10 protein-coding genes are annotated in these 21753 nt (G+C 47.5%); 4 read left to right on the forward strand and 6 right to left on the reverse strand.

Features of this window, described 5'->3' with window-relative positions:
• Positions 1-110 precede the first annotated feature (110 nt).
• The gene (locus E3D00_RS03535; RefSeq protein ID WP_141459991.1) at positions 111-1265 is read left to right on the forward strand and encodes an OmpA family protein; all 1155 of its coding nucleotides are present in this window, start codon (positions 111-113) and stop codon (positions 1263-1265) included.
• Between the two features lie 134 nt (positions 1266-1399).
• Here E3D00_RS03535 and E3D00_RS03540 read toward each other — a convergent pair whose 3' ends face one another.
• Positions 1400-1978: a hypothetical protein gene (locus E3D00_RS03540; protein ID WP_246091488.1), complete on the reverse strand. Its 579-nt coding sequence runs from the start codon at positions 1976-1978 to the stop codon at positions 1400-1402.
• A gap of 261 nt (positions 1979-2239) precedes the next feature.
• Here E3D00_RS03540 and E3D00_RS03545 point away from each other — a divergent pair, with 261 nt between their 5' ends.
• The 3 genes from E3D00_RS03545 (at position 2240) to E3D00_RS03555 (ending at position 6285) form a co-directional block, all read left to right on the forward strand.
• A complete protein-coding gene (locus E3D00_RS03545; protein ID WP_141459993.1) occupies positions 2240-2791 on the forward strand; it encodes a hypothetical protein in 552 nt (183 codons plus the stop codon).
• A 73-nt stretch (positions 2792-2864) separates the two neighbouring features.
• Positions 2865-4883 (forward strand): DNA topoisomerase IV subunit B, encoded by a 2019-nt coding sequence (gene parE / locus E3D00_RS03550; RefSeq protein ID WP_141459995.1) that lies wholly within the window; start codon positions 2865-2867, stop codon positions 4881-4883.
• Positions 4884-4968: 85 nt separating this feature from the next.
• Positions 4969-6285, forward strand: a complete 1317-nt coding sequence (locus tag E3D00_RS03555) for a lipopolysaccharide biosynthesis protein (protein WP_141459997.1) — start codon at positions 4969-4971, stop codon at positions 6283-6285.
• Here E3D00_RS03555 and E3D00_RS03560 read toward each other — a convergent pair.
• The 5 genes from E3D00_RS03560 to E3D00_RS03580 all read right to left on the reverse strand — a co-directional run bounded on the left by E3D00_RS03560 (position 6282) and on the right by E3D00_RS03580 (position 21615).
• Complete coding sequence (locus tag E3D00_RS03560; RefSeq protein WP_141459999.1) at positions 6282-7553, reverse strand: amino acid permease; 1272 nt, start codon at positions 7551-7553, stop codon at positions 6282-6284. The two genes, E3D00_RS03555 and E3D00_RS03560, sit on opposite strands and share 4 nt — an antisense overlap.
• Positions 7554-7629: 76 nt before the next feature.
• Positions 7630-8547 carry a taurine dioxygenase gene (gene tauD / locus E3D00_RS03565; RefSeq protein WP_141460001.1) on the reverse strand — a complete coding sequence of 306 codons (918 nt, stop codon included), beginning with the start codon at positions 8545-8547 and terminating at the stop codon, positions 7630-7632.
• 280 nt (positions 8548-8827) lie between these two features.
• Positions 8828-11917: a Hint domain-containing protein gene (locus E3D00_RS03570; protein ID WP_141460003.1), complete on the reverse strand. Its 3090-nt coding sequence runs from the start codon at positions 11915-11917 to the stop codon at positions 8828-8830.
• A 218-nt stretch (positions 11918-12135) separates the two neighbouring features.
• A complete protein-coding gene (locus tag E3D00_RS03575; protein WP_141460005.1) occupies positions 12136-17022 on the reverse strand; it encodes a Hint domain-containing protein in 4887 nt (1628 codons plus the stop codon).
• 252 nt (positions 17023-17274) lie between these two features.
• Positions 17275-21615 (reverse strand): Hint domain-containing protein, encoded by a 4341-nt coding sequence (locus E3D00_RS03580; RefSeq protein WP_141460007.1) that lies wholly within the window; start codon positions 21613-21615, stop codon positions 17275-17277.
• Positions 21616-21753: the final 138 nt, after the last annotated feature.

Consider the following 21753-nt stretch of genomic DNA (forward strand, 5'->3'; position numbering starts at 1 on the left):
TGTGGTTTATTAACGCTAAAAAATCCGTCTCTAAGGAATAATGCTCGTTGCCATTATCGACACTTTCAGCAAAAAGAATGTTTAATTTGGGTTGGTTGGAGAGAATTGACATGAAGCAGCGATCCGTCTTCAGGACCTGCCTTGCCCGGGCTGGGCTCACTGCAAGCGTATCGATGCTTGCGATCGGCTTTGCGCATGCACAACCTGTTCAAGGGTTGTATATTGCTGGCGAAGGTGGTGCCAACTTCAAGCAAGACCAGACCGTTCGTCTTTCCCCTATTTTTCCAAGTGGTAAAGACCGTTACCACACAGGTGTTACTGGCTTAGGAAGCATCGGTTGGGGCTTCGGAAACGGTTTTCGTGTAGAAGTCGAAGGCAACTACCGTAACAGTCGTTACCAAGGTTTCCGCAGCAGTGGGAATTTATTCTCATCTAATGTGTGGGGACACCAACACAATTACGGTGCAATGGCCAACGCCCTGTTCGATATGGATATCGGTTATTCTTGGGTATATCCATATTTTGGTGGCGGTATTGGTTATGGCCGTCAAAAAACACACACAATGATTGAAGGCACCAACGCTGAGTTTGACCAAATTACGGGCGGCACACGAGGTGGCTTTGCTTATCAAGCCATGTTTGGTCTTGCGTTCCCTGTTCCATGGGTTGTTGGTCTTTCTGCAACAGCTGAATATCGATTCTACTCTCAAGTGGGCACGACTCACCACTCTTCATTTGCCGTTGGTGAGATCGGCGGATGGAACACACGCAGAAATACCACAGAATGGGCATCTGGAAGCCGTGACACACGGACAGACTTTAACCATTCTTTGATGCTTGGCTTGCGTTACGAGTTTAATCCTGCGCCACCTCCACCACCTGTTGTCACCACAACAGCTCCACCTGCTCCATCTGCAAGCAGACAATACCTTGTTTTCTTTGATTGGAGCTCTGCAACACTCAGTGCCCGTGCACGAGCTGTTGTTGCCGCAGCGGCAAAGAGTTCTTCTGCAACACAAGTAACTCACATTTTGGTTAATGGGTATACAGACAGCTCTGCTGCACACCCTGGAGTTCGTGGACAAAACTACAATCTACAACTCTCTGAGCGTCGCGCACAAAGTGTTAAAGCGGAGCTTATCCGTGATGGTGTCTCTGCAGGCCTTATAACAACCAAAGGCTTTGGTGAAAGTAACCCTCTTGTTTCCACAAAGCCTAACACACGTGAGCCTCAAAACAGACGCGTAGAAATTGATTTCCAATAATTTCTTCCATCTGTAGAGACTAATATCTCATAAAAAAGACCGGCATCAGTTTTGATAGCCGGTCTTTTTTTATTCTATTTTTTTAAGGGTTAAGCCACTAAAAAAGCGACTTAACCCGCTTTACACTGATAGAATTAGCGATGCTTAGCCCGTCTGTGTGTTACATGACGTACCGCTCTTTTGCTCCGCGTTGCCTTTGTCGCTGCTGGAGCAACTGCTGGTTTTGCAGCTACAACACCCGTTGCATCAACCGTTATATGGGCAACCAAATGGTCGCGCTTCTTACCTGGACCAGCAACCAATTCAGCCGTAAAGGTATCTGAGCCAGCATACGCTGTTTCTGCCGTGTATGTAAGATAAGTATGGTTATCATAATTATAGAAAAATGCTTTACCATGCTCTGGAGCAGGGTTCACACCAAACGAAGCGTAATTTCCACCACCCGTTTGCTGTAGGGAAAGCGCACAAAGACCATCATCGCTACGAATAGCAATATTTACACTCATCGTGCCATCAGGTGCTGTTGTTACTGGCGAAACGCGGCAAACAGCGGAAAGCTTTTGATATCCAAACGGATTCGGTGGGATAACACGCTGCACAACTGGTTTTTGGACACAACCAGAGAGAAGAAGAGAGGCCGCAAAAACCGACCCCAAAGAAATGGCGGAACCGAACAGACGCACAAGCATCTCCAACGCATTATGATAAAACACATCGCTTTCCCAGCGACGAATGAATTGTGAGATGTAGAACAGGAATACATTCTATGAAAGAAGATTACGAAAGAATATCAGCGTTTTAAGTATTTTTTTTTACTACCCCCATTATGCCCCTTTTCCGCCATCTATTTATGTTTGAACCCCACACCTGATAAATAATGTCTTCACAAGATACATGACCCCTTCTCCAGGGCATGATATCTGGACTATACAACGGCTCGTTCCCAACTTCTTTTCTGCGTTTCGGAGTTTTTAATGCCTTCTCTGTTCCGACGTTCTTCAGCTCGCTTGATTGCTCTTGGTCTTTCATGTGCAGCTTTTGTTTCAACGCAGAGCGTATCTGCAGCAGACTGTAACAATTCCCCCATACATGAAGCATTCGCAGTCGAAGGCTTAAAGTCTGAACTGATGGTTACAGCTTTGTCTTGCAAAACGCAGGATCAATATAATGCTTTTGTCGCAAAATTCCGCCCTCAATTGACAGAAGCAGAGCATAGCATTGATGGATATTTCCGTTCCACTTACGGACGTCGTGCTCAATCCGCTCATGATGATTACATCACCCAGTTGGCAGATATTCAATCTCTTGGTGGCTTAAAATCTGGCACAATCTTTTGCCAACAACGTGAAGCCATGTTTGACGAAATCAATTCTCTCGAAACAGGGGCTGACCTTGCCCATTATGCAGCAGCAAAAGACGTTGCTCAGCCTGCTTCGTTTGAAAGCTGCTCGTCATCATCTTCTGAGCGGCACTCTCGTCACGGCATTGCTCATCGCTCCAGCCGCAAGCGTAGCCATCGTTCATAAGTTTTATATATAAATTGATCAAACTTCATCTAGATCGCTTGACGTTCTCTCATAGGCCAGCGACAACGAATATATGAGCGATCTGTTTGAATCAGACAAAACAAAGAAGTCCAAACGTGCTGACAAACGCAAAAACGTTGTCAGCACCAATTATGATGCCCATGACATTGAAGTTCTGGAAGGCCTTGAACCAGTTCGTCGGCGTCCGGGCATGTATATTGGTGGAACAGACGATAATGCCTACCACCATCTAGCCTCTGAAATCCTCGATAATGCTATGGATGAAGCCGTCGCGGGCCATGCAAGTAGCATTGACGTTTTTCTTGAAAATTCACGAACATTGATGGTGCGGGATAATGGTCGAGGCGTACCAACAGACCCTCACCCCAAATTCCCAGACAAATCGGCTCTTGAAGTAATTTTCACCACTCTCCACGCCGGGGGAAAGTTCTCCAGTAAAGCATACGACACATCTGGCGGATTACATGGGGTTGGTAGTTCTGTCGTCAATGCGCTATCAGAACAACTCATCGTTGAGGTTGCCCGAGATCGCACCCTTTATCGTCAGGTTTTCTCACGCGGAACCCCCAGCGGACCGCTTGAAAATGTCGGTAATGCACCCAACCGACGAGGAACGACGGTACGCTTCACGCCGGATGCAGAAATTTTTGGGAATCACATTTTTTCTGCTGCTCGGCTTTATAAATTATGTGCCTCAAAGGCAGCTCTTTTCCGTGGGGTTACCATCCATTGGAAATGTGAGCCCAACCTGATTAAAACCGGGGATGACAGCACACCTTCAGATAAACTCATCCAGTTTCCCAATGGTCTAGAAGATGCCTTAACAGCAGAATTGGGTGATTCTCCTGCTCTGATTGCTCCTGTATGGGCTGGAGAGGCTGAACTTCCCCTTGCTGCAGACGGACGAACGGGCGGAAAAGTGGAATGGGCAGTTGCTTTCCTTGAGAACAGCATAAGCACCCTCACGTCCTACTGTAATACCATTCCAACCCCTCAAGGGGGTACACACGAAAATGGCTTCCGCTCTGCCCTTGTTAAAGGTTTTCGTGCGTGGGGTGATCAACGAAAAATCAAACGGGCATCTGCCATTACAGCCGAAGATATTTTAGGCACTGTAAGCGCTAAACTATCCGTTTTCATTCGAGACCCCCAGTTTCAGGGGCAGACAAAAGACAAACTCACAACACACGAAGCCGCTCGACTCGTTGAAGGGGCCTTACGTGATAGAATCGATCATTGGTTAGGGGGAAATCCTCAACAGGCAGATAATCTTCTCGCTGTTATGATTGAGCGAGCAGAAGATCGCCTCCGCCGCCGAGAAGTAAAAGAAACGGCTCGTAAAAGTGCGACTCGTAAACTAAGGCTTCCCGGAAAGCTTACGGATTGTACGCGTGAGAATGCTGCTGAGACAGAAATCTTTCTTGTTGAAGGGGAATCGGCCGGTGGGTCCGCACGACAAGCACGGGACCGTGAAACACAAGCGGTTCTTCCCCTCCGTGGTAAAATTCTAAATGTTGCATCCGCAACGGCTGACAAATTACGTGCCAACCAAGAGTTACGAGACCTAACAGAAGCATTAGGCTGCGGTGTAGGCTCTTCTTGTAATGTCAAAAATTTACGTTATGGGCGCGTCATTATCATGACTGATGCTGACGTCGATGGCGCTCATATTGCATCCCTTTTAATGACATTCTTTTATCGGGAAATGGGAGAGCTTGTTCGCAGTGGCCATCTCTACCTTGCTCAACCACCGCTATACCGCCTGACGCATGGCTCTAAGACGGTCTATGCCATGAACGATCAGGATCGTGATCGACGCATCAAATCAGACTTTAAGGCGAACGCTAAAGTGGAAGTATCTCGCTTTAAAGGACTTGGCGAAATGCCTGTAAAAGATCTGAAGCAGACAACAATGGATCCCGCTAAAAGGACTCTTTTACGCGTTGTGGCTCTCCCAGAAGACAGGCTTATGACAAGCGACCGAGTAGAAAGCCTAATGGGACGCAAGCCAGAACTACGTTTCCGTTTTATTCAGGAACATGCTCGTTCTGTTGAAGATTTGGATGTTTAATAACTCATAAAAGGTAAGGACTATGGAAAACCATACCTCATCCATTATTTATTCTTTCCTAATATTCATGTTATAATTGAATATAATGCGGTCTGAGACAACATTCCAAAGAATAATAAGCAACACTGGAATACTTGCTATCAGCAGAATTGTTAATGCTGCCCTAAGTTTTATCTATATTCCACTCAGTATTCAGGCTTTAGGGTTAACCGAATATGGTTACCTTCTAATTATTATCGAATTTGTTACGCTCGTCTCTGATATTACACAATTAAAGTCCTGGCAGACACTTCTTCATTATGGCACGGACTTTTGGAAACATAAAAATATAGCAGCATTCCAACATATTCTTGGTTTAAGTATACGATTTGACCTGATTAGTTCTTTTGCTGGAGCAGGGATCAGCTTCCTGTGTATTCACTATTTTAACCAATACATGCTTTGGCCCAGTTCTTATCAACATCTCGCTGAGCTAGCCACATTCACAATTCTTTTTATGAATACGGGGTGGTCAAATGGCATTTTGCAGCTGGACGAGAAATTTAAAGCAATCTCATTATTTCAGGCCATTAGTTCCTGTATCCAAACAACTGGATGTTTTATCGGATCTTTATTTCACCTCAAAATCGATTATTTTTTAATAATATGGATGGCAACACAAATATCTTTGTTCATTTTTACATCGGCTTATGCAGCTTTTTTAGTCAAAGATAAAATTACTTTTAGAAAGTTTTTATCTCTCCCCTTACAAAAAATCGAATACCCGTCTGGTATTGTCTCTTTCACCATTAAAACAAGTTTAAGCGATATTATTGATGAGGTTTTTCAAAAAGGAAGCTTCCTCTTTATTAGCAAGTTCTTAGGCCCACAAAATGCAGCGATATACAGAGTAACCCGCAAAGTCAGCACCGGAATATCTCACCTCTCTCAACTCATGGTTCCCACGATTTATCCTGTCTTTGTTCAGCTTAGAAACAAAAATGAATGGGCCCTCATAAACAAAAGCCTTTCTAAATTCTTAGCTCTTTTCTCCAAAATATCTTTTGTCTGCTTGGGGATCGCTATCTTTTTCGGAAACTTCATCATGTATAAAATGATGAATATTCAATACTCATTCGAAAAAAACTTTTTGATTCTTTTACTCATCAGCTCACTGATAGATATGTACTTTGTACCAGTAAGGGCAATACTCATTGTCTCGGGCAAAGTGTCTCTCGTTTTACTCATCCGTTCAATCGTTATTACGCTCTATTTTCCCGTAAGCTTCTTTGCCATGAAATACTTCCAGCTCATGGGAACGGCTTATTCAGCCGTTCTCTCATCAGCCATAATTTTTATATACTCATTTGCATATACCAAGGTCTTTTTATCTCAAAAAACAAATGAGCTTTTAAACTCTTAAGCCAATCTCTTCTTTACAAACAACATGCCCAGCACGCCAAAAGCAAGAGTACTTCCCAATGCCAACAACGCATCATATCGGGCAGCATGATTAGCCAACATAATTAGAAAAAACACAACGACCAAAGCACTTGATATAAGTGCGAGTAGATAATGTGGCGTTAAAGCTTCTTTTCTATGCACTTTGATAAAGGCAAAGCACACTAAAAAATACACAATCATTATAACCCCTCCAGACGCCTCCAAAAGAACGGAATAAATATGCGAAGGCGAATAAAGAGCTGATCCAACAATGAGTAACTCTGCCACGGATGTCAGTATGACAGCATAAACAGGCACACTTCCTTCGCTCGATTTTTGTAAGCGCGTTGGAGCACACCCTATTCCTGATAATTCATTAACAACTCTTGAAACAACATACTTAGCTGAGTTCAAGCATGAAATAACGGCTAATAACGTCACCCCCATCGCGATATACTCCGCAATAGGAATCCCTATCTTTTGCATGACATATAAGAATGGAGATTGCCCTGAGATAATACTCGTCCAGGAAACAACTGAAAGAATAACAAGCACAGAACCAAAATAAAAAAGCAAAATTAAAAACGGTAAGCGCTTTACGGCCCGTTTAATGTTCTCTAACGGGTTCATACTATCGGATGCAGCCACAACAGCAATTTCACATCCACTAAATGTCTGCACAATCATGGGGACAACCGTTAAAACACCCCATACTCCCATTGGAGAAAACCCACCTCCATCGTGGAATAAGTGTTGATCCACCAATTGCAGAGATCCAGATGTGGTAAAGAGCCACTCAAACCCAACGCATGCAAAAAGCGCCAAGGCTAATAACTTCAAAATAGAAAGAAAAGCTTCTGCTGACCCATAGGCTTTCACAGGCATAATATTTAAAACCAAGCCTAAAATAATAAAGCCAACAGCACCTATGCTAACGGGTAACCCCATAATAGCTTTAAGAAGTAAACCACCTGCTATTGCTTGTGCGCCAGCCGTGACAACCCACAAAAAGGCATAACTCCATCCCGTAACAAAAGCAGCTTGACGCCCCAAGCTCTCTTCAACCCACGTTATGAATGAACCTTTACGCCTAGATTGACTGGCTAATTTCCCCATTACAAGCATAACAGCCCAAACAAATAATCCTGCCAATATATAGGCAAGCAATACGGCTGGGCCAGCTGATGAAATTGTAGCAGAGGTCCCCACAAAGAGACCCGCTCCCATGATTCCTCCAACAGAAATCATGGTTACTTGCCAAGAGGCAAGACGATTATGCGATGAAATAAGCTCAGTCCTTTCTGTGAAAGGCTCTCAAAGAGCCTTAAGTAATACTCGGCCCTACAGGTTTATCTCCTAAAATAGTTACTCTATGCATGATACGCCGATGTGGGCGGTAGTCGTCAATTGCATAATGCTGCGTAACGCGATTATCCCAAAAGGCCACGTCCCCATCTTGCCAGCGCCAACGCAGGGAAAAATCTGGTTTACTGATATGCTGAAACAAATAATTGAGCAGTGCATCACTTTCATCACGCTCAATTCCACAAATTTCAGTTGTGAAACCTTGGTTCACATATAATGCACGCTCTCCAGTTTCAGGATGAACCCGAATAACCGGATGCTCCACAGGAGGATTTTTACGTCTTGTTTCCTCCCACAACTCACGTTCTTTTTCTGTCCGACCAAACCGAGATAACGGAAAAGAACGTGTAAAGTCATGAATAGCGGTCAAGTGCTCCAAGTGTCTTTTCATTTCTGAAGAAAGAGCACGATAAGCCGCTGTCCCACTCGCCCACAACGTATCTCCTCCACATTGAGGCAATTGACGCGCGGCCAAAACAGCACCCAGCGGAGGAGTTGGTGAAAAGCTTACATCGATATGCCAAAGCGCATTATCTTTAAGGTCGTTCTGCGCCGTATCCAGAATAATCGCTTCTGGCACATCTGGAAGCGACGGATAGACGGGATGAATATGCAATTCACCAAAAGCTCGCGCAAAATCTCGCTGTTTGCTCGGTGCTAAATTCTGATTTCGAAAAAACAACACCTGATATTGCAAGAACAATTCGTTAATCTGCGATAAAACCGTAGAGGTTAAGGGCTGCGACAAATCAAAATTATGGATTATCGCCCCAATAGCAGGAGAAATCGGCTCAACATTTAATGAATGTATATAGTTTGGCTTTTCGCCATGTAACGCCACGTTATTTTCCGACGTATTGAGAACCTTCGTCGTCATACTTTTTGTCCTTGTGGCTGAGATTATATTTATCTCTCATAATTCGGTATTTAAGATATAACCACCACATAGCACCGTAAGTCAAATTAAAAACAAAAAATATGTATGTTTTTTTATAATAACTATTTATTATAGTTTATCTTTTGTGAGGATCAAATGGAAAGGGCTTTGTTACTACGGTATGAAACGTAGTGACAAAGCCCTTATTTCACCATTCTTCGGGTTAGAAAGAAGAACCCTGACGGTTCATTCCCTCTAACGCGAGAGCATCAGAAATCCATTAGGCACTGATGGAAGCAACAGAAGAGACACTCGCATCTTCTTCAAGAACATACGGACCAGCCGCAAGAACCTGAACACTGAAAAGACTGAAGTCTTTGCCTGTCTTCACAGGGACATACGCATTCCCCTGCGTCCAACGGCAAGGGCTGGACTCCTGAACATCCCAACCCGACAGATCAGCCTGCTCAAGATGCGCACCAACCTCATGGCGGCTCTGAGCATTCAGAACAACCATCTCACCAATCAGAACACCCAAGTCACGACGATCATCCACAAACGGACCAACCGCAACCGATGGACGACCAACACGTGAGACCAGACGAATACCATCGGTCTGAGGTGGCAAGCTGAACACAACACGATCATGGCTGTGACGAACGGCCTTCAGAACCTGACCATCCTTCGTCACAAGGTGTAGGTTATGCTCATGCGTCACCTGACGGTCTGCCGTTTGAGCAGCAACACCAGCCTCAATCGCACGGGCCATCAGACGGTGATAGACAGGCTCAACAAACGCACGGCTGACTTCCAATGGAACAGCAGCATCCGAAGCCCAGCTCTTGGCAGAAGCACCAGCCGATAGATCAACAACCTGACCACTTTGTGCAAAGCTACGACGGTTCCCTGTATCCAGATAGCTTTCTGTCGGAGCATTATTCGCCCAGATCACAGAATGCTCTTCTGTTTCAACATGGTAGTAGTCATAGCTTACAAAGCTGCGATCGTAGAAGATGCTCCGGCCATTCACCAGCATACGCACAGGAACAAAGCGTCCCTCGACAAACAGGCTGTGCTCTGCCGTGATCAACAGATCCTGACTTGGAACATTCTCTCCCAACGCATCCTTAAGAACGCGAACAGGATAGCCTGCATCTTCGTCAGAAGCGGTCACATCAACATCAGCATGCTTGTGGCCAACCCAGGTCACTGTTTTGGAAACCATCGTTCCACTGACAGCATCCAGTGTCTGCACAACATCACCGATCTTCATCTCTTCAACTGCGGTTTCACCCGATGGCGTGCGGATCATGGAGCCCGCCAAGAAGCAGACCTCATAAACCAGTGTGCCATCCTGAACACCGGAACGGTTGTGTGAGGAAACCAGTGAGAAGCCCTGTTTCTTCGCATTATCAACATTCAGGTTGATGATGGAGCCATTCTTCAGAGCAATCTGAACATGGTTGTCATCAGGGTAGGTGACGCTCTTAACATCAGCCTGTTTAACACCCGCAAGGACGATACCATCCGAATCCCCTCCAGCAGCCTGGGACAGACCAGAGTTCGAACTTTCAGGTTTCGTGCCGTTAAACCCAGTAACGCGGGTTGTAAATGTACCACCATTTTCAAGACCCGTAATGACAAGACCTGTGTTCTTGTCACCGTTCATGTCAATGATGCCGCCGGCATTCTTATCAACCGTTGCTGAGCCGCCGCTAACCAGCTGAACCGTGCCGTCAATCGTACCGCCGCTCGAAACCGTCAGAACAGCGCCAGATCCAACCGTCGCACCACTGCTGCCGATCTTACCTCCAGAGTTAACGACCATATCGCCGCCAACCATGTAGATATCATCCGACGTACCGCCGCTGTTAACAACGTTATGCCCCTTCGCATTTATGTACGCATGGCGCCAGGTCGCACCAGAGTTCAGAGTAATCGTGTTGTCCTTGTTCAGGCCAACACCACTGCCCGTGCTGTCAACAGGGGGGATCGATGACATGGGCGTGCCATTGTTCCACACTGTATTCTGCAGAATAGCAGAACCACTTGAGCCAACCCACTGCAAGCCATTGGTCGTGCCATTATCATTGGGGCCATTACCAAAGACTTTGACCGTACCACCGGAAATATTGGTCTGATATAACAGACCACCCGATGAAACCGTCAGAAGCCCGCCACTATCAACCTGACCGCTGGAGAATTTTGCACCACTGAGGACCGTGACATTACCGCCACTGGCAATTTCACCTGCGCTATGGACACCGTTACTGGTAATCGTTTCAGAGCCTTTAACAAGACCACCTGAAATCAGACCATCATTTGAAATCACGCCAGACAAAACACCGGCTGAATTCGCAAGGATCTGACCGCCGCTTTGAACAACCGCACTATTAACAGTAGCACCGGATGAAACATTGACCGTTCCAGCAGAGTGAACAAGGTCATTCTCGGTATACGCACCGCTTTGAAGGTTACGCGTGCCGCCATTCGCAACAGAGCCGCTAATCGCAGAACCGCCCGAAAGAATGTTGTCAACACCGTTATTATCAATGCGGCCGTTGCTCACTACCGCACCAGATGAAACATTACGAACAGCACTGTTCGTAACCCACTGGTCAACGGTGCGACCTGTGGAACCCACATTTTCGACTGTACCGCTACCATTTACAACCGTACTTGAAATCGTACCGTTATTTACAATAACCCCACTTAATACGGAGTCTGGAGTACCACTAATTAAACCACCGGAACTTACACTGATTGGGTCAGAAGATGTTCCATTAACATCCGCTCCCGAATAAACATTTAATACAGCACCGGACCAAACGTTAACGCCATTTATTTGGCGCGCACCAGTATAGAGGTTTCGTGTTCCACCCGGACGGATACTCGCACCATCAACAAGACCACCAGATGAAATATAGTCAACGCCTGAGTTCAATACAGAACCAGCGTTAATTACACCTCCTGCTAAAACTGTACGCTTTCCTCCATTACGAACCCACTCATTAAGAGAAGAGCCACCTGGATAAACTGTTTCAGAACCTGTCATCCAGACATAACCAAGAAGGCCGTGGTTCTCAACTTTACCAGTAACAACAGCAGCAGAACTTGATGGTGCATCATTCGGCAGAGGCTTTCCGCTATCACCATCCAAGTGCCCTGCAGGCGCACTTCCTGAGGCTGCTTCTAGCGTGAGGTTTGTAATCGTAACGCCAGCATCTTCGTAAACATACCCGCCAGCCAAAATCGTCATATCAGACTGGTCTTCACCCGAGCTTAGCCGGTAGCTCGAATGCACCTTCTCATTTGGAGGCGTCCCCTTATATTGGCCTGAACTAACAATAAGACCTGAAGTCGTTGTCATAATTTCACTCCCCCTTGAGGTTCTTTTGCCTTAAACGTGCCATCTTTCAAAGATTTTCATTACAAAATGTAAAGAGGAATTTTTTTTATAAAATACAAAAAGGGCTTTGTTACTACGGTATGAAACGTAGTGACAAAGCCCTTATTTCACCATTCTTCGGGTTAGAAAGAAGAACCCTGACGGTTCATTCCCTCTAACGCGAGAGCATCAGAAATCCATTAGGCACTGATGGAAGCAACAGAAGAGACACTCGCATCTTCTTCAAGAACATACGGACCAGCCGCAAGAACCTGAACACTGAAAAGACTGAAGTCTTTGCCTGTCTTCACAGGGACATACGCATTCCCCTGCGTCCAACGGCAAGGGCTGGACTCCTGAACATCCCAACCCGACAGATCAGCCTGCTCAAGATGCGCACCAACCTCATGGCGGCTCTGAGCATTCAGAACAACCATCTCACCAATCAGAACACCCAAGTCACGACGATCATCCACAAACGGACCAACCGCAACCGATGGACGACCAACACGTGAGACCAGACGAATACCATCGGTCTGAGGTGGCAAGCTGAACACAACACGATCATGGCTGTGACGAACGGCCTTCAGAACCTGACCATCCTTCGTCACAAGGTGTAGGTTATGCTCATGCGTCACCTGACGGTCTGCCGTTTGAGCAGCAACACCAGCCTCAATCGCACGGGCCATCAGACGGTGATAGACAGGCTCAACAAACGCACGGCTGACTTCCAATGGAACAGCAGCATCCGAAGCCCAGCTCTTGGCAGAAGCACCAGCCGATAGATCAACAACCTGACCACTTTGTGCAAAGCTACGACGGTTCCCTGTATCCAGATAGCTCTCTGTCGGAGCATTATTCGCCCAGATCACAGAATGCTCTTCTGTTTCAACATGGTAGTAGTCATAGCTTACAAAGCTACGATCGTAGAAGATGCTCCGGCCATTCACCAGCATACGCACAGGAACAAAGCGTCCCTCGACAAACAGGCTGTGCTCTGCCGTGATCAACAGATCCTGACTTGGAACATTCTCTCCCAACGCATCCTTAAGAACGCGAACAGGATAGCCTGCATCTTCGTCAGAAGCGGTCACATCAACATCAGCATGCTTGTGGCCAACCCAGGTCACTGTTTTGGAAACCATCGTTCCACTGACAGCATCCAGTGTCTGCACAACATCACCGATCTTCATCTCTTCAACTGCGGTTTCACCCGATGGCGTGCGGATCATGGAGCCCGCCAAGAAGCAGACCTCATAAACCAGTGTGCCATCCTGAACACCGGAACGGTTGTGTGAGGAAACCAGTGAGAAGCCCTGTTTCTTCGCATTATCAACATTCAGGTTGATGATGGAGCCATTCTTCAGAGCAATCTGAACATGGTTGTCATCAGGGTAGGTGACGCTCTTAACATCAGCCTGTTTAACACCCGCAAGGACGATACCATCCGAATCCCCTCCAGCAGCCTGGGACAGACCAGAGTTCGAACTTTCAGGTTTCGTGCCGTTAAACCCAGTAACGCGGGTTGTAAATGTACCACCATTTTCAAGACCCGTAATGACAAGACCTGTGTTCTTGTCACCGTTCATGTCAATGATGCCGCCGGCATTCTTATCAACCGTTGCTGAGCCGCCGCTAACCAGCTGAACCGTGCCGTCAATCGTACCGCCGCTCGAAACCGTCAGAACGGCGCCAGATCCAACCGTCGCACCACTGCTCCCGATCTTACCTCCAGAGTTAACGACCATATCGCCGCCAACCATGTAGATATCATCCGACGTACCGCCGCTGTTAACAACGTTATGCGCCGTCGCATTCATGTACGCATGGCGCCAGGTCGCACCAGAGTTCAGAATAATCGTGTTGTTCTTGTTCAGGCCATTACCACTGCCCGTGCTGTCAACAGGGGGGATACGTGATGGCAAAGATCCATTATCCCAAAGCGTATTATGCAGAACAGCAGAACCATTCGAGCCAGTCCAGTGTAGGCCGTTGGTGACACCATTTGTTTCTGGGCCACTGCCGTAAATAACAGCCGTACCACCAGAGATATTTGTCGCAGAGATCAGACCTTGAGAAACTGTAACCAGTCCTCCGCTATCAATCTGACCAGAGACAAAGGTACCACCACTGGAAACGGTGACCTGACCACCACTAACGACTTCACCTGCGCTATGACGGCCGCCTGAAACAATCGTTTCAGAACCTTTAACAAGACCGCCTGAAATCAAACCACCATTTGAAATCAAGCCAGAGAAAACACCAGCTGAGTTCGCAAGGATCTGACCGCTCGGCTGGACTAGCCCGCTGTTAACAATCGCTCCAGAAGCAACATTAACTGTTCCGCCTGAACGAACCTGCGGATCAATATTAACAGCACCAGTCTCTAGGTTACGTACGCCTTGTTCAGCGATTGAACCACTGATGGCAACGGCGCCAGAGCGGATATTATCGATACCATTGCTGGAAATTCTGCCGTTGCTTACAACTGCACCAGAAGAAACGTTACGAACGGCACTCATAGCAACAGCTTGGTCAACCGTCGTTGCACCCGCAGACACACGCTCTACTGATCCTGATCCAAGCAGTGCTGTACCAGAGATTGTTCCCGCGTTTATAATCAGACCGCTAAGCGTTGCACCAGTCGTAGCATCTTCCAAGCTGGAAGGACGTGGGCCATTGATCAGACCATTCGATAGAACCGTGTAGCCCTGATCGTTCGATCCGCTAACAACACCGTGGTAATCAACGTTAACCACCGCGCCAGATGCGACCACACCATTCCGTGCAACACCACCTGAGCTGACCTGCATTTTGCCGCCGCTCATGTAGATGTTATCGGCTAAACCACCACCAGAAACAGCGATTTGGCCACCGCTCGTAACAATCCCGGAAGTATGAACTGCACCCGAGAAGATTGTCTCGGAGCCCTTCAGCAGACCACCAGAAACCTGACCACTATTAGCGATATAACCAGACAGAACCGCTGCTGTGTCAGCATTGATCTTACCTGTGCTATCCGTAATAGCAGCGTTGCTAACAACAGCACCTGAAGCAGCAACTAATGTACCAGAGGTACGAATAGCTTGGTCAGACGCAAAACCACCAGATTGGATATACCGTGTTCCAAGTTGTGAAACGGCACCTGCTACAGCGGATCCTCCTGCAAGAACAGTATCTACACCGTTGCTGATCACAACGCCGTTGCTTACCACTGCACCAGAAGAAACTACTCGCGTTGCACCAGCTACCCACTGATCAACAACACGGCCGCCTGATTGAACGCGCTCAACAGAATCGCCACCAACCAGAGCTGTTTTGGAAATTGTACCCGCATTTGAGAACAACCCGCTTAAGATTGAACCAGAAATGCCATTTCCATCTGCATTGGAGGTGTACTGACCTGAAATGAGTCCGCTTGATAAAACATTGAAGCTACTATCGGTCGAGCCACTCAGCATTCCGTCAGAAGCAACATTAATAACGGCTCCAGATGCAACCGTTCCGTTCAGAGCGACACCACCTGAGTTAACGGCCATATCACCGCCAACCATGTAGATATCTTCAGCGATACCACTGTTATTAACAATGCTATGCGCTGTAGCGTTCATATAAGCATGACGCCAGCTACCACCTGAATTCAGGATAATTGTGTTATCCTTGTTCAAGCCGTTACCCGTCCCGGTGCTGTCAACAGGAGGAATAGTAGATGGACGTGCTCCGTTATTCCAAACCGTGTTGTTTAGAACAGCAGAACCATGTGACCCCGTCCAGTGTAGGCCGTTCGTTACACCGTTATCATCAGGGTTTTTACCGTAGATGATGGCTGTGCCACCCGAAATGTTTGTACGGGAGATCAAACCTTGAGAAACAGTGACTAACCCACCGCTATCAATCTGTCCTGATGCAAAGCCACCGCCACTTAATACCGTGACCTGACCACCACTGGCAACTTCACCACCGCTATGAACACCGCCAGAAACAATGGTTTCAGAGCCTTTAACAAGTCCGCCTGAAATCTGACCACTATTCTGAATTGCTCCTGTCAGGATACCAGCAGAATCCGCAACGATACGGCCAGAGGTCTGAACGTTAGCACTATCAACAATAGCACCTGATGAAACATTCAGTACACCGTAGCGAACTTGTGGATCCGTATTAACAGCACCGCTTTGAAGATTACGGGTACCATTTTGAGAAATCGCACCAGAAACAGCAGAACCACCTGCAAGAATGTTATCAACACCCCCGCTGATAATTGTACCGTTGCTGACTACACCGCCAGAAGAAACATTACGGACAGCACTATTCGCAACCCACTGGTCAACGATACGACCCGTGGAACCCACATTTTCGACTGTACCGCTACCATTTACAACCGTACTTGAGATCGTACCGTTATTAACAATAACTCCACTTAATATGGATCCTGAAATACCATTCGTGTTCTGGGTTAAAATACCGCTGATTAAGCCACCAGAACTTACACTGATTGCGTCAGAAGATGTTCCACTGACATCCGCTCCCGAAGCAACATTTAATACAGCGCCCGACCAGACATTAACGCCGCCTATTTGATGACCGCCAGCATAAAGATTTCGTATTCCGCCCGGACGGATACTCGCACCATCAACAACACCGCCAGATGAAACATAGTCAATTCCGCCATTTAAAACAGAACCGCCAACTGCCTTACCACCGGATAAAATCGTGCGGCTACCGCCGTTTCTGACCCATACGGTTGTATCACTACCGCCAGAATAAATTGTTTCAGAACCTGTCATCCAGACATAACCAAGAAGACCGTGGTTCTCAACTTTACCGTTAACAACAGCAGCTGAACTTGAAGGCGCATCATTCGGTAGTAGTTTCCCGCTATCACCATCCAAGTGACCGCCAGGCGCACTTCCTGAGGCTGCTTCTAGCGTAAGGTTTGTAATCGTAACGCCAGCATCTTCGTAAACATACCCGCCAGCCAAAATCGTCATATCAGACTGGTTTTCACCCGAGCTTAGCCGGTAGCTCGATTCAATGCCTGAACGTGGAGGCGTCCCCTTAAATTGACCTGAACTAATTGTAATTGCCATGATTTCACTCCCCCGAAAAATCAATGTTCTTTATTTAGAACATGTTGCAAGCACATGATTTCGAATCTTAGATAAAATAATTTTTGATATTAATCAAATGATAACTTTTTATCTTTTGTGAGGATCAAATGGAAAGGGCTTTGTTACTACGGTATGAAACGTAGTGACAAAGCCCTTATTTCACCATTCTTCGGGTTAGAAAGAAGAACCCTGACGGTTCATTCCCTCTAACGCGAGAGCATCAGAAATCCATTAGGCACTGATGGAAGCAACAGAAGAGACACTCGCATCTTCTTCAAGAACATACGGACCAGCCGCAAGAACCTGAACACTGAAAAGACTGAAGTCTTTGCCTGTCTTCACAGGGACATACGCATTCCCCTGCGTCCAACGGCAAGGGCTGGACTCCTGAACATCCCAACCCGACAGATCAGCCTGCTCAAGATGCGCACCAACCTCATGGCGGCTCTGAGCATTCAGAACAACCATCTCACCAATCAGAACACCCAAGTCACGACGATCATCCACAAACGGACCAACCGCAACCGATGGACGACCAACACGTGAGACCAGACGAATACCATCGGTCTGAGGTGGCAAGCTGAACACAACACGATCATGGCTGTGACGAACGGCCTTCAGAACCTGACCATCCTTCGTCACAAGGTGTAGGTTATGCTCATGCGTCACCTGACGGTCTGCCGTTTGAGCAGCAACACCAGCCTCAATCGCACGGGCCATCAGACGGTGATAGACAGGCTCAACAAACGCACGGCTGACTTCCAATGGAACAGCAGCATCCGAAGCCCAGCTCTTGGCAGAAGCACCAGCCGATAGATCAACAACCTGACCACTTTGTGCAAAGCTACGACGGTTCCCTGTATCCAGATAGCTCTCTGTCGGAGCATTATTCGCCCAGATCACAGAATGCTCTTCTGTTTCAACATGGTAGTAGTCATAGCTTACAAAGCTACGATCGTAGAAGATGCTCCGGCCATTCACCAGCATACGCACAGGAACAAAGCGTCCCTCGACAAACAGGCTGTGCTCTGCCGTGATCAACAGATCCTGACTTGGAACATTCTCTCCCAACGCATCCTTAAGAACGCGAACAGGATAGCCTGCATCTTCGTCAGAAGCGGTCACATCAACATCAGCATGCTTGTGGCCAACCCAGGTCACTGTTTTGGAAACCATCGTTCCACTGACAGCATCCAGTGTCTGCACAACATCACCGATCTTCATCTCTTCAACTGCGGTTTCACCCGATGGCGTGCGGATCATGGAGCCCGCCAAGAAGCAGACCTCATAAACCAGTGTGCCATCCTGAACACCGGAACGGTTGTGTGAGGAAACCAGTGAGAAGCCCTGTTTCTTCGCATTATCAACATTCAGGTTGATGATGGAGCCATTCTTCAGAGCAATCTGAACATGGTTGTCATCAGGGTAGGTGACGCTCTTAACATCAGCCTGTTTAACACCCGCAAGGACGATACCATCCGAATCCCCTCCAGCAGCCTGGGACAGACCAGAGTTCGAACTTTCAGGTTTCGTGCCGTTAAACCCAGTAACGCGGGTTGTAAATGTACCACCATTTTCAAGACCCGTAATGACAAGACCTGTGTTCTTGTCACCGTTCATGTCAATGATGCCGCCGGCATTCTTATCAACCGTTGCTGAGCCGCCGCTAACCAGCTGAACCGTGCCGTCAATCGTACCGCCGCTCGAAACCGTCAGAACAGCGCCAGATCCAACCGTCGCACCACTGCTGCCGATCTTACCTCCAGAGTTAACGACCATATCGCCGCCAACCATGTAGATATCATCCGACGTACCGCCGCTGTTAACAACGTTATGCCCCTTCGCATTTATGTACGCATGGCGCCAGGTCGCACCAGAGTTCAGAGTAATCGTGTTGTCCTTGTTCAGGCCAACACCACTGCCCGTGCTGTCAACAGGGGGGATCGATGACATGGGCGTGCCATTGTTCCACACTGTATTCTGCAGAATAGCAGAACCACTTGAGCCAACCCACTGCAAGCCATTGGTCGTGCCATTATCATTGGGGCCATTACCAAAGACTTTGACCGTACCACCGGAAATATTGGTCTGATATAACAGACCACCCGATGAAACCGTCAGAAGCCCGCCACTATCAACCTGACCGCTGGAGAATTTTGCACCACTGAGGACCGTGACATTACCGCCACTGGCAATTTCACCTGCGCTATGGACACCGTTACTGGTAATCGTTTCAGAGCCTTTAACAAGACCACCTGAAATCAGACCATCATTTGAAATCACGCCAGACAAAACACCGGCTGAATTCGCAAGGATCTGACCGCCGCTTTGAACAACCGCACTATTAACAGTAGCACCGGATGAAACATTGACCGTTCCAGCAGAGTGAACAAGGTCATTCTCGGTATACGCACCGCTTTGAAGGTTACGCGTGCCGCCATTCGCAACAGAGCCGCTAATCGCAGAACCGCCCGAAAGAATGTTGTCAACACCGTTATTATCAATGCGGCCGTTGCTCACTACCGCACCAGATGAAACATTACGAACAGCACTGTTCGTAACCCACTGGTCAATAGCTTTTGCCCCAGCAGAGACCTCTTCTTTAGTACCCGAACCAGAAAGTGCCGTACCAGAAACAATTCCTGAGTTGACGATTAAGCCACTTAATACTGCACCAGACCCGGCAGCTCCGCTGATAAGACCACTTGAATGGATCGTGTAGCCTTTATCGTTCGATCCACTGACAACACCGCCGCTGGCAAGGTTAATAACCGCACCAGAAGCAACATCACCATTGCGAGCAACACCCCCAGAGTTAACGGCCATATCACCGCCAACCATGTAGATATTATCCGCAGTACCACCACTGTTAACAACGCTGCTGCCGGTAGCGTTCTGGTATGCATTTTTCCAGGTCGCACCTGAATTCAAGATGATGGTATTGCCACTGTTTAGACCAACGCCGCTTCCTGTGCTTGCAACAGGCGGAACGGTAGAGGAACGAGGGCCATTATCCCATACGGTATTCGAAAGATTGGCCGATCCTTTAGAGCCAATCCAGCGAAGTCCATTCGTAGAACCGTTATCATTCGGGCCATTACCAGAAACAGTAACAGTACCGCCAGAAATACCAGTTTGATAGAGCAGACCGCCGGGGGTAACAATGATCTGCCCTCCGCTGTCTACCTGACCGCTGGAGAATACACCGCCACTTGAAACGGTAGCAATCGCACCACTTGAAACGTGAACATTGGAAACAGTACCACCGCTTTCGGTCGCTACAGTTCCGCCACTCGCAATGGTGCCGTTCGCAAAAGTACCGCCGTTTTGTACAGCTACTTTAGCACCACTGGCAACTTGGCCATTTACAAAAGAACCACTGCTCTGGATGCTGACTTGACCACCACTGGCAACCTGGCCACCATCATGAACACCACCAGAAGTGATTGATTCCGAGCCTGTTACAATACCGCCTGAAATCAAACCAGTGTTTGAAATCAAACCAGAAAGAACAGCGGCTGAATTAGCTAACACTCGACCTGCGCTATTAACGGTAGCACCGTTCACTGTCGCGCCAGAAGAGACCACAAGCGTACCGGATGAACGCACAAACTGATCGATACCAGTCGCACCGCTCTGAAGGTTACGCGTACCATCTTTCCAGATAGCACCACTTACCGCAGTAGCCCCTGCGGAAATATTATCAACAGCTCCGCCGCTCACCGTTCCTCGGGTAACTGTACCGCCAGAAGATACGTTACGCACGGCACTATCTGCCACCCACTGGTCAACAGCGTTAGCGCCCGAAGAAATCGTTTCAACAGAACTGCCACCGTAAATGACTGTTCCAGAAACAATACCAGCGTTGTTAATAACACCGCTCAACTTGGCCCCAGAACCAAGAAGATCTGGCGCACCGGAAGTATTACCGATCATCGGACCGCTAATCACACCGCCCTGAGCAACATTAACGCCGTTGCCGCCGCCAGTGCGACCACTAAGGAGAGACCCTGATTCAAGATTGATACGACCGCCAGAGGCAATCTTCGTATCAATCTGAGTCGCGCCACCACTTAAAATCCGGGTACCGCCATTCTCCACGTCTGCCGCAGTAATAACGGCGCCAGACAGGATCTTATCCACACCGCCACTACCAACACCACCCCAAGAAACAGTGGTGCCAGAATATACGGTACGCGTTGCACCAGGGCCACTGATCCATTGCACGGTAGCACGGGCACCTGGATAAACAGTTTCACTTCCGGCAATTACAACATTTCGAAGATCACCGTAGTTTTCTATTTTACCCGATATGATCGACTGCTTACTATCATTCAGATAGTTGGTATCACCATCCAAATGCCCCGGGTCTTTTCCACCAGAAGCTGCATCCAGCGTCAAATTGGTTATAGATCCGCCGCCATCCAGATAGACATATCCTCCTGGGAGGATTGTCATATCTGTCGCGCTTTCCCCCGAATTCATTCTGTACCCAGATTGAACGCCTGCTGCTTTTGGCGTCCCTCTATATTGACCAGAACTAATATGCTGACCAGAGCCAACTGAAGCCATAATTCACTCCCCAAATTAAATCATTACTTTATAAAAGTAAGGAATATTCACATGTGTTTACCCAAAATAACCAAATTTGATATAAATCAAAAAAGGACATATTAGATAAACACACACGAATACTTTACTAAATACTAT

The sequence above is a fragment of the Swingsia samuiensis genome (genome assembly GCF_006542355.1).
Taxonomy (GTDB): domain Bacteria; phylum Pseudomonadota; class Alphaproteobacteria; order Acetobacterales; family Acetobacteraceae; genus Gluconobacter; species Gluconobacter samuiensis.